Origin of the sequence: Butyricimonas sp. DFI.6.44, from assembly GCF_022132345.1 — a bacterium.
Classification (GTDB): domain Bacteria; phylum Bacteroidota; class Bacteroidia; order Bacteroidales; family Marinifilaceae; genus Butyricimonas; species Butyricimonas muris.
On sequence record NZ_JAKNJD010000010.1, the window covers coordinates 173,018 to 187,941 of the forward strand.

Consider the following 14,924-nt stretch of genomic DNA (forward strand, 5'->3'; position numbering starts at 1 on the left):
ATATATAAAATTGTACCTTCAAAAGAACGTTTTTGGGCATAAATTGTTCCTTTGAAGGTACAGTTTTAATGTGATAACGGTGTTATCGAGTATAAAAATCTATTTGCTTCTTAATCGCACGGGTGCAAACCGGACAGAAGTCGTTGCCGGATAGGGTGTTCATCAGACAGTCGGGAACGGGACGGTAGACTCCTTTTTCAACGTAACCGCCGCCTTCATAGACACCGAGTTTTTTCAGGTTTTGGCGATCGATAGGAGTCGGGACCGGGGTATCTTTGTCGAGCATGTCTTTCCATTTTTTGTTGAAATTGACAAGGGTGGTTAAGTTGGGTTCCCAAGGTTCGACGCCTTTGGGGTACATGTCGTTGTAAGAACTGCCGATTTCGACATATTCGTCGCCCAGACCGGCAAAAAGATGTCCGAACTCGTGGACGTAAACTTTGGCGGCGTGCAGGTTACCGTTGATGCTGATGCCGTAGTGATTGTAAATAGCGCCTCCGCCGTATTTCTGGGTATTGGCTATGATATAAATAAAGTCGTAAGGCACATTGGCGGCAAGGTCCCGCAGACTTTTGTGGTCGTAAGTCATGATATACCGTTCGGAATCGAAGGTATAGAATGACGAATTCAATACCGTGTTTTTCCAGATGTATTCACCGGGGATGTCAACGCCGGATTCCTGTGAAGGGGCGAGTACGGCACGGACGTTAAAGCGGTTGCGATTTTCTTTATAAGGGGAGAAACTGAATAACCCTTCCACGAAGCGTTGGCAATCTGCTTTGAATTGTTCCATTTCTTCCGCAGTGTATCCTTCGGGAAGAAGTACGATGTCTACTTTATGGGCGGGATTGCCGGTGTAGAGCACGTCGAACGCGGGGTATTGTAAGCGACGGTCCTTTTTGATAAAATAGCTGTCAACATCCACGGTGTATTCGAATTTCTTCACGAGTTTGCCTTTCTTGTTCCGGCTGCATATCTCGATGCGAACGTCATTTTTCGGGAAGGGCATTACGACAGTTTCCAGACAACAACGGCGTGTTGTCTTCGCCTCGTCGGTGGTTTGCCATTCGCCGAAAAGGGTGCAGTACCCGCGGGAATAGATAAGTTGGTTGGTGGCTGCGTCGTACACGTTCACGTAGTAATTCCCGTAGAACATGGTGTCAATTAAATTAACCTTAGAACCACCCCAGTAGGGTTCTTCGAGAAGTTCCTCGAAATAAATTTCTTCATTCTGACTATCGCCACAATGGGCATAATCCATGCGTAATGTTTTGTTGTGGAAATACTTGTCGAATTGAGCCCACGAGAAGTTCGCTTGTAAGAGCAATACCATGCAGGCGATAAGAGTTATTCCTTGTTTCATAGACTTGTTATTTTTTAATATAAATTTTGTACAAAGATAGTTTTTTACTATTTTTCGACACAGAAAAACTGTGTAAAATATACTATTTAGTATGCTAGGGGACGAGTTATTGATAGAACAGTTAAACCGGAAGGAGGTTAAGGCTTTTAAAGAGTTGTTTGACCGCTTCTATCGTTATCTCGTTTTGTATGCCATGAAGTGGGTGGAAAGACAGGAAGAGGCAGAGGATATAGTGCAGGATTTGTTCGTGCAAATATGGGAACGGGACACTTGCTACAGTTCTTATTACGGTTTCAAGAATTTCTTGTATAATTCGGTAAAGAATGCTTGTTTGGATTTCCTGAAACATCGAGAAGTGGAGGGAAAATATATAAAATACACGCTTCGGCATACGGAACCCGGGGAAGAGCCCGAGTTGGAGCTAATGAAGGATGAGGTGTTCCGTCGTCTTTATCAGGTGCTGGACGAACTGCCTAAACGGTGTAGGGAAGTATTCAAGTATTATCTGGAGGGGAAAAAGAATAGCGAGATTGCTGAAATTCTCCAAATATCAGAGCTGACCGTGAAGACTCAAAAACGGAATGCGATGAGTTATATCCGTGAGAAATTGGGGACAGCGTATCTGTTATATGTTTTATTTCAAGCCGGTTGCATGTAGTTTGGAAATTTCTTTGAAAAAAACTTCATTTTTTTATACTCCTTTTTTTAGCTGTTGTCGTCTTTGGTGTAAAATAACATCAGAGATATGAAGCATTACGATGATAATATAATACGACTTATTCAACTTTACCTCGTGGGTGGCTTATCGAAGGAGGAAGAGGTGAAGTTGGAGGAATGGTTGCGGCAGGATCCTTCACGGGAAAAATTCATGCGAGAAATCCGTGAGGGGCAAAACGTGGGACAGAATTTTAGTACTTTCGAGAATGTGAATAAAGACTTGGCATGGGGAAGTGTCGTTCGGAAAGGGAAAATCGAGATAAACAGATCGCATCGCTTGGCGTGGTACAAGTTTGTGGCTGCCGTGATGGTACCGTTAATGATTATCGGTGCCGCGTATTATATGAGAAACTATACAGCCTCGGATCAGCAGCAAAGTGTAGAAATCGCCGAGATTACCCCGGGCAAGGGGAAAGCTATTCTTCGCCTGAATGATAACCGGGTGATAGAATTGTCAACCGAACAGGAAAAGCAATTGGATGTTGCCAAAGGAGTTGCCGTGAAGAGTGATGCCTCGGGAATGGTGTATCCGGAACAGGTTGCGGCGGGAGAAACAGAGTATAACGTGTTGGAGGTTCCTCGCGGCGGGGAATACACGGTGACTTTATCCGACGGGACAGTGGTGTATCTGAATTCGGGAAGTACATTGCGTTATCCGGTTGCTTTTGGTGCGGATTCGCGGAAGGTTGCTTTTTCCGGGGAAGCATATTTTGAGGTGGCGAAAGATGCAGAACGTCCGTTTTACGTTGTGGTGGATGACGTGAAGATTAAGGTTTATGGTACTTCGTTTAACGTGAATACTCATTACACCGGAAAGGTGCAGACTGTTTTGGTGGAAGGAAAGATCGGGATAGAAACACCGGTTTCCGGGAAGGAATACGAGGTGAGCCCGGGGCAAATGGCATTGTATAACAGTCAGGAGCAGACGATGAATATTAATGGTGTTGATGTTCGTCCTTACGTGGCTTGGAAAGATCGGGTTTTCGCTTTCGAGAAAATGAGCCTTGAGGATATCATGACCACGCTTTCCTTGTGGTATGATGTGGACGTGTTTTACCAAACGTCTAGTTTGAGAAGCCTGCATTTTACAGGGCATTTGGGACGGTATGAAGATATATCCACTATTTTGGATGCGATTTCGGGGGTTACGCGAGTAAACTTTACAGTGAAAGGACGCACGGTTATCGTGTCGGAATAAAAACAGCGGGAAGTGTTGCGAGCACTTCCCGTCATAAATGATAATTACACAATAGGCTTATGTTGCGAGCATTACCTATTGAGAATACTAACATTAAAGTACAAAAGTATGGAAAAAAAACGATTATGTTCTCGGGTTTATTTACCTCGCGGGCAAAAAATGTGGAAGATTATGAAAATTTTTATTTTATTCATGTGTTGCTTCACCTTCACTCTTTCAGCCAAGAGCCTTGCTCAACAAGAAAAAGTGAATCTTGACTTGCGGGAGGTATCGGTAGACATGTTGTTCAGTGAGATTCAACGACAGACTAACCTGCATTTTATTTTCAATAACGAGCAGACGGTGAACTTGGACAAGTTGACCGTAAAAGCCAAGGATGAAACGGTGACTTCCGTGTTAGACCGTGTTTTTAAAGGAACCGGTTTCACGTACACGTTCCGGGATAAGATTATCATGGTTCGTTACGTGGGTGTTCCTGCGGAACAACAGCAAGAGAAGTTTATGGAAATAAAAGGTGTCGTGAAAGACACGAAAGGAGAGCCGGTTCCGGGTGTAACGGTGCTTATCGTCGGTACCCAGTTGGGATGTGCGACGGACGAGAAAGGTGAGTTTCAATTGAAAATTGCAGAACAAGACAGTGTAAAACTGCAATTCTCGTTTATCGGAATGAAGACCAAGGATGTCATGTTCAAGAAAGGCGACAAGAGTCTGAATATCATGATGGAAGATGAAGCCGAGAGTTTGGGTGAAATTGTCGTGACGGGGTATCAACAGATCGAGAAACGGAATTTGACCAGTTCCGTGGTGACGGTAAAAACCAGTGATTTGAAGACTATCGGGGCATCCAGTATCGAACAGATGTTGCAGGGTGTTGTTCCGGGATTGTCTGTTGTGAATACTTCTGCAGGACCGGGTGCGGCTCCGAAGATTCGGATTAGAGGTTCTTCAACGATATCCGGAAATGCAGAACCCTTATGGGTATTGGATGGTGTTATTCTGGAAAATTCTGTACCTGTTTCTGCTGCAGATTTGAATAGTCCGGATGTGATGAATATGTTTAATACTGTTATTGGTGGTGTAAGTCCTAATGATATAGAAACTATCACGGTGTTAAAAGATGCTTCGGCAACTGCAATTTACGGTACTCGTGCTGCCAACGGGGTTATTGTAATAACTACTAAACGCGGTAAAAGAAATAGTTTTAATATTTCCTACCAACATACATCAGCGGTAAGTATTCGCCCGAGTTATAATGATTTTGATTTATTGAATTCAAAAGAAAGGATCGAATTAACCAGACAATACTCGGAAGACGGACTCTGGATCATGGGAACTTGCGGTTTGGAAGGATTATTGCAAGCTTACGCCCTAGGAGATGTGTCAATAGAGGATTTGAATCGGGAAACCCGGGCAATGGAAAAAAGAAATACAGATTGGTTTAAAATATTGTTTCGTAATGCATATACTCAGACTCATGATTTAAGTATTTCCGGAGGATCGGAAAAGACAGATTACTATATTTCTTTAGGTTATAATGGAGAAGATGGGGTGGATAAATCCACTAATTATCAGAATTATAATGGAATGTTGAAAATAAATAGTGAGTTGTTTCAAGGTGTAAACTTAGGGGCTTTATTACAATTGAGTCGTAGAGATCGGGAGAATTATCATAGTGCTATTGATCCTTTTGAATATGCTGTTTCTGCTTCTCGAGCAATTCCGGAACGGGATGATTCCGGTTTGTATTATTACCAGAGTACCCAAAGAGGAATGTTGTTGTTCAACGTGTTGAATGAACTGAATAACACTCACAGCGAAAGTACACAGACGGATGTTAAGGGGATCGTTGATTTATCAGTTAATCTTTACCGAGGTTTGAAATATAAAGGATTGTACAGTTATTCATCTTCCCATTCCACGGCTATAGATTATGCAACAGAATACAGTAACTATATAGCTCAAATCAGAGGATATAATTATGGAGATACTTCTGATAAAGATTTGATTAAAAACTCCGTATTGCCTAATGGAGGAGAATTTAATGAGACTGTTTATGAACAGAGAACTTCTTTAGTCCGCAATAGCTTGGAGTATCGTGGGACATTAGTTCAAGATTTGAATATTGATGTAATGCTTGGACAAGAATTTCGGACAACGAAATATAAAGGGATGGCAACAAATTCTTATGGCTATTATAAAGATAGAGGGGAAATTTTTTATGAGCCTTCATTAAGTTCAACAACGGGGCATTTGAAACGAAATAAGGTTACTCGTGATTTGTTGGAAAGATCGAATATTTCTTATTACGGCGTTTTGTCTTTGATGTATAAAGATCGTTATGTGTTGAATGGTAATATTCGTTTTGACGGGTCAAATCTTTTTGGTTCCAATCCGAAATATAGGTATTTACCTTTATGGTCTGTATCTGGGAAATGGACAGTAAGCGAGGAGGATTTCTTGAAAGAGGAAGATTGGTTAAGTAATTTGGCATTGCGTGCTTCATTCGGGTTGAGAGGGAATATCGTGGAAGACAGTAGTCCTTTATTAATAGCTTCTGCTTTACCGCCTAATCCTAATACCGGATTATTGGAAATGGAAATACAACAGGCTCCTGATCGTGATTTGAAATGGGAAACGACATCTTCATTGAATATTGGGTTGGAATTAGGACTATTTAAGAACAGGTTAATGCTGGATGTAGACTATTACTTGGACAAGAGTGAAGATTTAATTGCCTATTTGGATGTTTCTTCTGTAACCGGTTTTAGCGGACGTAACGTGAATTATGCAGACATGCGTAATCATGGTGTGGATATATCTCTGACCGGTAGGTTAATACAGAAGAATAATTGGGATTGGGTATTGGCGTTAAACCTAGGATACGTGAAAAATAAGGTAACAAAATCTTACGTGACGCCTCAAGCAAAAAATTTGGTGAGAAGTACATATACCCCGGGTGATGTGATGGAAGGAAAAGCGATGAATGCCATGTTCTCGTATCATTTTGCCGGACTGGATGAGGGAGGAACCCCGACGTTCTATGCTGCAGACGGGAATATTTACGGTGTGGATGATGCTGAATTCCTGAGTATTCCGATGGATGTGGCGGGTTTAAAATACGAAGGCGAGCGTGATCCGATTTTGACGGGAGGAATAAACACCAATCTTCGCTATAAGAATCTGAGTCTATCCATGTTGTTTGCTTTCGGCTTGAAGAATGTGGTTCGTTTACCCCAGTTAGCCTATGATAACTATCCGGACGGAGAACAGAATGCAAACAAATCCATTATGAACCGTTGGCGTCCCGGGCAGGATAACACAGGGAAAACAATTCCTCGTTTGAACACGGGAAGTAATTACGTAACTGTCGGAACTGAAGATGTATATGTGATCGATATGTATAACAAGAGTCAAGAGGCTGTCGTGCCGGGAGATTATCTGCGTTTTAGGAATTTAATGCTGGAGTATCAGTTGCCTAGAAAGTGGTTGGATAAGATTGTATTGGGCGGTCGTACTATGGGAAATGTTGCGTTGAAATTTCAAGCCCAGAATTTGTTTGTGGTGGCGAATAAAAAATTGAAAGGATATGATCCGGAGACCGTAAATTACACGACAAATGGTTATGGAGCATTGCCTTTGCCCCGAACATTTACATTTGGCTTGAACGTTAATTTTTAAAGCGAAGAGTTATGAGAAAAAATAGTTTATATAATTTGTTGTTGGTGGGGGTATTGTGTTGTGCTTGTAATAGTTATCTGAACGAAATACCACAGAATAAATTAAAGCCGACGACCATTGATGATTACGAACAATTGCTGAACAGGGGATATATTTCGAAACAAATTATGCCGTATTTGGACGTTTTGTCTGATGATGCGACTTTGGTTCCGGAGTTTTCTGCTACATTGAGTAATACTCGTGCTGCTGATATTTACGCGAGTGCTTACACGTGGAGTAGCAGTCACGAAACATCGATGCCGGATGGAGATAAAGCATTTGAAGCATTTTATAGTAGTGCTTATTATGCCAACGTGGTGCTTGAAAATATAGATGAGGCAACCGGTATTAATACAGACGAGGAAAAAACAAAAGAGTTGCAGGGAAATTTGAAGGGGGAGGCTTATGTTTTGAGGGCTTATTCGTATTTCAATTTAGTTAATTTGTATGCTCCTGCATATAATCCGTCAACTTGTGCGACCGATCCGGGAATTCCTATTAACTTGACAACAGATGTGGATAGAAAGCCTTATTTGCGTAGCACGGTGGAAAAAGTATATGTACTTATAGAGGAAGACTTGAAAGAAGGTATTCGTTTAATGGAGGAAAATCCATATGACAGAGGTACGAAACTCCGTTTTAATGCTCTTTCTGCCAGAGCTTTGCTGGCTAGAGTTTACTTGTACATGCAGAAATGGGATTTGGCGATTGAACAAGCGAATCTCGTGTTAAAGGAGAATTCGAGTTTATTTGATTTGAATGTGGCATATCTGCAAAATCCGTCGATAAATGCCAGCGATGTTTTAAGTGCTTATTATATGTCAGATCAAATGGCTGGGAAAGATTATTTAGCCGTGGATAATTCGAATGTGTTGTTTGTAAGCGGAATTACCGAAAATATCATGGCTTTTGCGGCGCGTAGTTACATGACTGCTTTTGCTGTTAATGAGGATTTGCATAATTTGTATGAGGATGGTGATATACGTCAAAATTATTTTATAAGACAAGTCCGGGAGTTTGGTGACGATGGAATGGTGTACAAATATATTTTTGCCAAGAATCGATATATAGATTATCCTATTGGTAATTTTACGTTTGAAATAAACGGATCTACAGGGTATTCGCGTGTAATCCGGACTGAAGAAATGTATCTGATCTTGGCAGAGGCTTACGCTCATAAGAGTGGCGGACTCGGAAATGCAATTGCCGCTTTAAATACATTGCGACAGGCAAAATACATTGCAGAAGATTATAATGAATTGCGGGAGGAAGATTATACACAGAACACTATTCTTGATAGAGTTTGGTTGGAAAGAAGGTTGGAACTCTGTTTCGAGGGACACCGTTGGTTCGATCTGCGGCGTACAACCCGTCCGGTCATGGAGCGTAGAGGTTATGGAACACAGCAAGCGTCATTGATAGAAAATGATCCTCGTTATGTGTTGCAGATTCCTCAAAAAGAGCTGAATGTTAATCCTGAAATAGGTATTAATCCTAGATAAATACTATAGATATGAAAAGTAAATATATATTGTTATTAGGAATGATCGTTTCATTCATTGCATGTCATGACGAAGATTCTTTGAAATCGGAATACGAGTATGACGGACCAATCCCGGCAATTGCTGACGGACCTTCCGAGGCGCAGAAACTGTGTTATAGTTTGTATCAGAAGTATGATTTGCATACTTATTATACTTTGGCCGGTGACGAAGCATTACGAACTCCGGTGGGGTGGACTCAGACGGCTATGTTTGAGTATTATGCCGAATATTATAACCCGGATATTTATCCGATGCAGGCTGCGGACGAGATGACTTCGGAATCTTTTTTGAAGTTAATGATAAAGTTTCTCGATCTTTTGCCGGAGGATTTAGCAAAAAGTATTTCTAAACGCCATGTTTTGGTAAAGTGTAATCTTGTGCAAGACGACTATTATCTTCCTTGGCCATTGACTATTGCTTACACGGATGAAGCTCAACAGGGAATTATTTATTGGGGGGATATGACTGATGAAATCGGAGAGCAATTGGATTTGTGGAAATATAGTATAACTTCTGCTTATTTTGAAACGAGGACATCAACATATTTTCATAACTATTTGCCTGTGCCGAGTGAATTTGCAAATGTAAGTGCCGGAAAATATTTATATGATTATACAACGGACGAGGAGCAATCAGAAGTATTTGATAATCTGTTCACGGAAGATGGTGATTTGAATATGGATTTTCTCATGAGCAATGGTTTTGTGGATCCTTTTGGAATGATTAAATCCGGCTCCGATAAATATCAGTTTCTTGATATGACAACTTATGCGACGTGGATTGTTAATAATCCTTTAGAGGAAAGACAAAATGCATTGGATAATTATCCATTGGTTAAATTGAAATATGATTTAACGATAAAGTACTATAAAGAGAATTTGAAGCTTGACTTGGAAACTTTTGGCAAATCCTGGTTAACGGTAACTATTGACTAGATGCAAGAACGGGTTTTCCTATTTTTGATTTAAAACAAATACGGTAATGTTGTTGCGAATGAGAAATAAGATACAGGAGATCAATATATTGATGGAATTTTTAAGTAATAAATTTGAAAAATGAATGGAATGAAAATACTGTATGGGATTATTTGTTTAGGTTTGTTTGTTGCATGTCAACAAGAGGTTGGTTACCGAATTTCCGGTTCAGTACCGGGAACTCCTGACGGGATAAAGGCATATTTATATGATTGGGATACCCCGGTGGATTCTGCCGTGGTGAAAGATGGTAAATTTGTATTGAAAGGGAAAGTGGATGTTCCTGTGCGTTATCAGTTATGGATTGATCTGTCGCCTGAATTGAAAGAGGATTATGAGAAAGATTTACGTGGAACGGATATCTTCATAGATAATACGAATATTCGCTACGATAGCCCCTCTATTGATTCTTTGCCTTCAAGATTGAGTTTCAAGAGGAAAGTGAAAGGAATGGTGACTATTACCGGTTCTCCTGCGCATGATTTGTATATGGGCTTCCAGAAAGAATTGGAGCCGTACGGGGTAAAGCATAATGAAGCATGGAATAAGTACTTGAAGGTTTACCATCTCCCGGCTCTCGACGGCGTGTTTAACACCCGCGAGGGAATCGCTTTGGTGCGGGAGATGCAGGATGCTCACAAGGGAATGGAACAAATGCAGATGAATTTTGTGAAAACCCATTCTAATTCGCCCGTGGCGGTAGATGTCGCACAAAATATAGTATTTGGCGGGACTCTCTCGAAAGCGGATATGGATAATTTGTTGGCAATTATTGATGCTTCCTTGCATGAAACTCCGGCGTACAAGCAATTGAAAGAGTTCATTGAAACTCTCTATCCTACAGCTATTGGAGAGAAATACACGGATATTAACTTGTTGGACGAGAACGGCAAGGAGGTGAAGTTGTCCGATTACGTGAAGCCCGGGCAATACAATATGGTGGAGTTTTGGGCTTCTTGGTGCGGTCCCTGTCGGGGAGAAATACCTCACTTGCGCCACGTGTACGATGTCTATGGAAAGGGGAATGACGGGTTGAATATGATCAGTGTTTCGATTGATGAACGGGATAAAGATTGGAAAAAGGCTCTTCAAGAGGAAGGTATGAAATGGATACAGTTGAATGATAATAAGGGATGGTCGGGTGACGTGGTAACAAAATATAAAGTGAATGGAGTCCCTTTCTGTTTGATCCTTGATAAAGAAGGAAAGATTATCGCTCGTGAAGTGCGAGGGTCAGAATTGGATATTGTATTGATCGACCATTTGGGAGATCGTTATGAAAAATAATAGTTTCTCGTAAACATGCAGCGGAAAACCCTTCCCGGTTCTAAAAGAGAACATTGGGAAGGGTTTTGTTTTTATTCCTTGTAATATACCCGTTTTACGCGGTGGGAAATACCCGTGAGAATTTCATAAGGGATGGTTCCCAGTTGTTCCGCCAATTCGGTGACGGGGAGGTGTTTCCCGAATATTTCCACTTCATCACCGATGGTGGCATCCGTGTCGGTGACGTCGATCATGCAGGTATCCATACAGATATTCCCGATGATGGGTACCCGTTTTCCTTTCACGAAGACGTGTCCGACACGATTGCTCAAGTGGCGGTTCAGACCGTCGGCGTATCCCACGGTAATGACCGCGATACGGGAGGGACGGGTGGTAAAGCTTTTACGACCGTACCCGATGGATTGTCCTTCCGGTACTTCCCGGATAGAGGAGATGTATGTCTTGAAACTGCTCACGGGTTGGAGGGGGGCATTGGTGACACTGATCCCGTGTAGTCCGATGCCGAGGCGCACCATGTCAAAATGGTATTGCGGAAAACGTTCGATACCTGCGGAGTTCAAGATATGACGCCATATCTTGTAATCGAATCGGGCTTGTATATGTTCCGTCATACGCTCGAATAACTGGATTTGACCGAGCGTGAATTTGTCGTGTATCGTTTCGTCACTTCCGGCGAGGTGCGAGAAGATCGACCGGATATAGACGGAGCGTTCCGAGCGGAAGAAGTCCAACAACCGGGGTAAATCTCTCTCGTCAAAACCGGAGCGGTTCATGCCCGTGTTCAGTTTGATATGCACGGGAAAACGTTTGATGCCGTGTTTTGCCAGTGAACGGTTGAAGTCTTCAAGAATATCCAAGGCATATATTTCCGGTTCGAGGTTGAACATGATCATATTGTCGAACGCCTCCCGTTCGGGATTCATCACGGCGATAGGAATGGTGATTCCCGCGGCACGTAATTCAATGCCCTCGTCCGCGAATGCCACCATGAGATAGTCCACTCGATGGTATTGCAATAGAGAGGCAATTTCCCGGGAGCCGCTTCCGTACGAGAACGCTTTCACCATGACGGCGATGTGCGCGTCGGTCAGGGAACGGAAATGATTCAGGTTATGAACCATGGCGTCCAGATCGACTTCCAGTATCGTACCGTGGGATTGTTTTTGCAGGAATCCGGCGATAAACTCGAATTGGAATACCCGTGCCCCCTTAATCAGAATGACCTGATCTTTGAAATTCTCCCGTTCTTCTTGGCGCAGGAAATGTTCCGTGTCCTCGTAAAAGCGGGAATTGGGGGCAAAGTCATGGCGGTGGTCACTTAAATGTTTACCGATACCGATAAATAGCGAAACATTGGCTTGTCGTAGTGTTTCGGCAATGGAAGGATATAAATCGTCGGCTTCTTTGCCGGAATCCATGAAATCGGAAAGGATGACTACCCGTTCTTTCGAGGCGTCTTGTGTGGCCAGAATGTTTAAGGCTAACTGAAACGAGGAAGGGTCCGAGTTATAGTAGTCGTTCACGAGCGTGCAATTGTTGATGCCTTCCTTGATTTCAAGGCGCATGGCTATTGCCGAGAGTTGTGCTACCCGGGAAGCGATGACTTCGGGAGCGTATTTTTTCAGCAGTAAGACGCAGACCGCATTCATGCAGTTCTCGAGTGAAGCGATGTCGGCGAACGGGATGTCAAGAATAAACGACTGTTGCCCGTGTGTAACTTTCACTTCCCGGCGGTCGGGAGCCATATTCACGGTTTGCACTTGTACGTCGGCTTCAATTTCTTCGCTCCACGTGAAGAATGAAGTGGTGGAAGGTACTTGTGTGCGGATGAATTGCATGGCATCTCCCGCTTGTCCGATTATCCAGTGGCACGTGGCGAACAAGCGGGCTTTTTCCGCCAGTTTCTCTTCCCGAGAAGAGAAATTCTCGTCGTGGGCATCACCCAGATGTGTGAATATCCCGATATCCGGACGAATCATATGTTGGAGTCGTTGCATTTCTCCCTTTTGGGATATACCTGCCTCGATAATGGCGATGTCTGCTTTCGTGTCGATTCCTAGCAAAGAGAGCGGTACGCCGACTTGCGAGTTGTAACTCCGGGGGCTGCGATACACGGTGTGGTCGTTAGCCAATAATTGATACAACCACTCTTTCACGACCGTTTTGCCGTTGCTTCCCGTGATACCGATTACTTCCGCCCGTGATTGTTTGCGATGATAGGCGGCCAGTTGTTGTAGGGCTGTTAGGACATCTTTGACTAGGCTGAAATTCGCTTCCGGAAGATGGTCGAATTCCGCCCGGTATTCACTGATGACGAAAGCCCTTATTCCGTCAGAGTAAAGTGTTTGTATATAGTCGTGACCGTTGTGGTTATTCCCTTTTAATGCAAAGAACAGCGTGTGTTCCGGGGTGATGATAGAACGGCTGTCAATGCTGTATTCCGTGATTTCGACCGGAATACCTTGTCGTAATTCTCCCTGTATGATGTCGGCAATCTCTTTCATAATTGAAAATTGAAAATACGCCAACAAAGCTACTTATTTTAGATTTTAGATTTCAGATTTTATAGGGGAAAATTTATAGCGTGCGTGTAGGCGCATGAATGGGCTTCAATTAGAGTAATGGGGCGAAAAGACGGGCGAGGGATTCGCGGATTTTATCTCTTTTCGGACGGAATTTCCATTGATGGAGGCTGACTTCGTGGCTTCCTTTCAAGTCGTTGAGGAAGTCGGACCCGAGTTGGCGGCTGACATTGCGGTCGTAGAGGATGAGGTTGACCTCGAAGTTTTGCTCGAAGCTGCGGATGTCCATGTTGGCGGTACCGACGGAAGACACGAGCCCGTCCATGACGATTACTTTGCTATGGTTGAATCCTTTGCGATACTGGAATACCCGGACCCCGGCTTCCAACAGTTCTTCGATATAGGAACGGGTGCACCAGTAGGTCAGTAGGGAATCCGATTTATACGGTATCATGATACGGACATCTACTCCACTCATGGCGGCAGTTTTCAGCGAGTTGATGGTAGTTTCCCCCGGCATGAAATAAGGCGTGGAGATAAAAACGTATTTTTTCGCCATGTTGATAAGCGTGAAGTAAGCCTGTTGGATGGAAGTCCAGTCGCTGTCGGGTCCGGAAGCCACGGTTTGAATCACCACGTTGCCGTCCGCCTTTTTGTTCGGGAGGTATTCCGCCTTGTTCAGTAAAAGTTCCTGCCGCACGAAGTACCAGTCGAAAAGGAACACGACTTGAAGCGAAGTAACGACTTCTCCCTTGACTTTTAGGTGGGTGTCGCGCCAGATACCGATGCCGGGCAACCCGTGTTGGTAACGGTCCGCGAAGTTCAGACCGCCGATGAATCCGGTGTCACCGTCAATGACGATGATTTTGCGGTGATTGCGGTAGTTGACCTTGTTGGTGAACAAGGGAAAACGCACGGGAAGGAACGGGTAAATCTGTATGCCCGCTTCCCGCATTTCACGGATATAGCTTTGGGGTAATTGCCATGAACCCACGTCGTCGAAAATCACTCTGACCTCGACGCCTTCTTTCGCTTTTTGGATTAACAGGCTCTTCAATTTGTCGCCGAGTTCTCCTTTCTCGATGATATAATATTCAAGGTGGATGTATTTTTTAGCTTTGGTTATGGCTTTGAAAATAGAACTGAAAGTTTCTTCCCCGTTGTTCAGTATCTCTGCCGTGTTGTTGCGGGAGAGAAGTGCTTTGCTGTTATTGAGGAGCAAGGTCATCAAGGGCTTCACGGCTTCCATGTCGGCTTTCTTTAGTAGTTCGGCTTTCTGGATGCGTTGTTTCTGGTCTTCGCTCATGTACTGCAACCACTTGAAGTCGCCTAATCCTTTTCGGGAGAACATCTTGACCTTGCGATAGTTCATGCCGAAATAGATATAGAAAAGTAATCCGAGTCCGGGCGCAAGCACGAGCACGAGTATCCACGCCAAGGTGCGTACTGGATTCCTGTTTTCCAGTATAATCGTGTAAATTATCGCCAGTATTGCGAATGCGTATAGCACGATGCCCAGATTAATCACTATGTTTGCCCAATTTCCCAAATTATTTTCAATTTTAAATATTCAATTTTCAATTAAACCGTATCTTTGTTTGC

General features: G+C 43.2%; 9 protein-coding genes. 6 read left to right on the plus strand and 3 right to left on the minus strand.

Going from position 1 to position 14,924, the window contains the following annotated elements; all coding sequences use genetic code 11:
* Window positions 1–82: 82 nt before the first annotated feature.
* Window positions 83–1,363 (minus strand): M64 family metallopeptidase, encoded by a 1,281-nt coding sequence (locus tag L0M98_RS14930; RefSeq protein WP_227216751.1) that lies wholly within the window; start codon window positions 1,361–1,363, stop codon window positions 83–85.
* A gap of 91 nt (window positions 1,364–1,454) precedes the next feature.
* Here L0M98_RS14930 and L0M98_RS14935 point away from each other — a divergent pair, with 91 nt between their 5' ends.
* The 6 genes from L0M98_RS14935 to L0M98_RS14960 all read left to right on the plus strand — a co-directional run bounded on the left by L0M98_RS14935 (window position 1,455) and on the right by L0M98_RS14960 (window position 10,800).
* Window positions 1,455–2,021 carry an RNA polymerase sigma-70 factor gene (locus L0M98_RS14935; RefSeq protein ID WP_227216750.1) on the plus strand — a complete coding sequence of 189 codons (567 nt, stop codon included), beginning with the start codon at window positions 1,455–1,457 and terminating at the stop codon, window positions 2,019–2,021.
* Window positions 2,022–2,108: 87 nt separating this feature from the next.
* Complete coding sequence (locus tag L0M98_RS14940) at window positions 2,109–3,278, plus strand: FecR family protein (protein WP_227216749.1); 1,170 nt, start codon at window positions 2,109–2,111, stop codon at window positions 3,276–3,278.
* A 171-nt stretch (window positions 3,279–3,449) separates the two neighbouring features.
* The gene (locus L0M98_RS14945) at window positions 3,450–6,956 is read left to right on the plus strand and encodes a SusC/RagA family TonB-linked outer membrane protein (protein ID WP_227216748.1); all 3,507 of its coding nucleotides are present in this window, start codon (window positions 3,450–3,452) and stop codon (window positions 6,954–6,956) included.
* A gap of 11 nt (window positions 6,957–6,967) precedes the next feature.
* A complete protein-coding gene (locus L0M98_RS14950; protein WP_186978227.1) occupies window positions 6,968–8,497 on the plus strand; it encodes a RagB/SusD family nutrient uptake outer membrane protein in 1,530 nt (509 codons plus the stop codon).
* Window positions 8,498–8,508: 11 nt separating this feature from the next.
* A complete protein-coding gene (locus tag L0M98_RS14955) occupies window positions 8,509–9,474 on the plus strand; it encodes a hypothetical protein (protein WP_186978225.1) in 966 nt (321 codons plus the stop codon).
* 129 nt (window positions 9,475–9,603) lie between these two features.
* Window positions 9,604–10,800, plus strand: coding sequence for a TlpA disulfide reductase family protein (locus L0M98_RS14960; protein ID WP_227216747.1), 1,197 nt, complete (start codon window positions 9,604–9,606; stop codon window positions 10,798–10,800).
* Between the two features lie 71 nt (window positions 10,801–10,871).
* Here the strand turns inward: L0M98_RS14960 and L0M98_RS14965 are convergent, their stop codons facing one another.
* Together L0M98_RS14965 and cls are read right to left on the minus strand one after the other, a co-directional pair.
* A complete protein-coding gene (locus tag L0M98_RS14965; protein WP_227216746.1) occupies window positions 10,872–13,304 on the minus strand; it encodes a bifunctional UDP-N-acetylmuramoyl-tripeptide:D-alanyl-D-alanine ligase/alanine racemase in 2,433 nt (810 codons plus the stop codon).
* A gap of 109 nt (window positions 13,305–13,413) precedes the next feature.
* Window positions 13,414–14,871 carry a cardiolipin synthase gene (cls, locus tag L0M98_RS14970; RefSeq protein WP_227216745.1) on the minus strand — a complete coding sequence of 486 codons (1,458 nt, stop codon included), beginning with the start codon at window positions 14,869–14,871 and terminating at the stop codon, window positions 13,414–13,416.
* Between the last annotated feature and the right edge of the window lie 53 nt (window positions 14,872–14,924).

Coding starts and splice junctions, on each gene's coding strand:
- L0M98_RS14930 (WP_227216751.1), bottom strand. CDS start 1,363: ATGAAACAAGGAATAACTCTTATCGCCTGCATGGTATTGCTCTTACAA.
- L0M98_RS14935 (WP_227216750.1), top strand. CDS start 1,455: ATGCTAGGGGACGAGTTATTGATAGAACAGTTAAACCGGAAGGAGGTT.
- L0M98_RS14940 (WP_227216749.1), top strand. CDS start 2,109: ATGAAGCATTACGATGATAATATAATACGACTTATTCAACTTTACCTC.
- L0M98_RS14945 (WP_227216748.1), top strand. CDS start 3,450: ATGAAAATTTTTATTTTATTCATGTGTTGCTTCACCTTCACTCTTTCA.
- L0M98_RS14950 (WP_186978227.1), top strand. CDS start 6,968: ATGAGAAAAAATAGTTTATATAATTTGTTGTTGGTGGGGGTATTGTGT.
- L0M98_RS14955 (WP_186978225.1), top strand. CDS start 8,509: ATGAAAAGTAAATATATATTGTTATTAGGAATGATCGTTTCATTCATT.
- L0M98_RS14960 (WP_227216747.1), top strand. CDS start 9,604: ATGAAAATACTGTATGGGATTATTTGTTTAGGTTTGTTTGTTGCATGT.
- L0M98_RS14965 (WP_227216746.1), bottom strand. CDS start 13,304: ATGAAAGAGATTGCCGACATCATACAGGGAGAATTACGACAAGGTATT.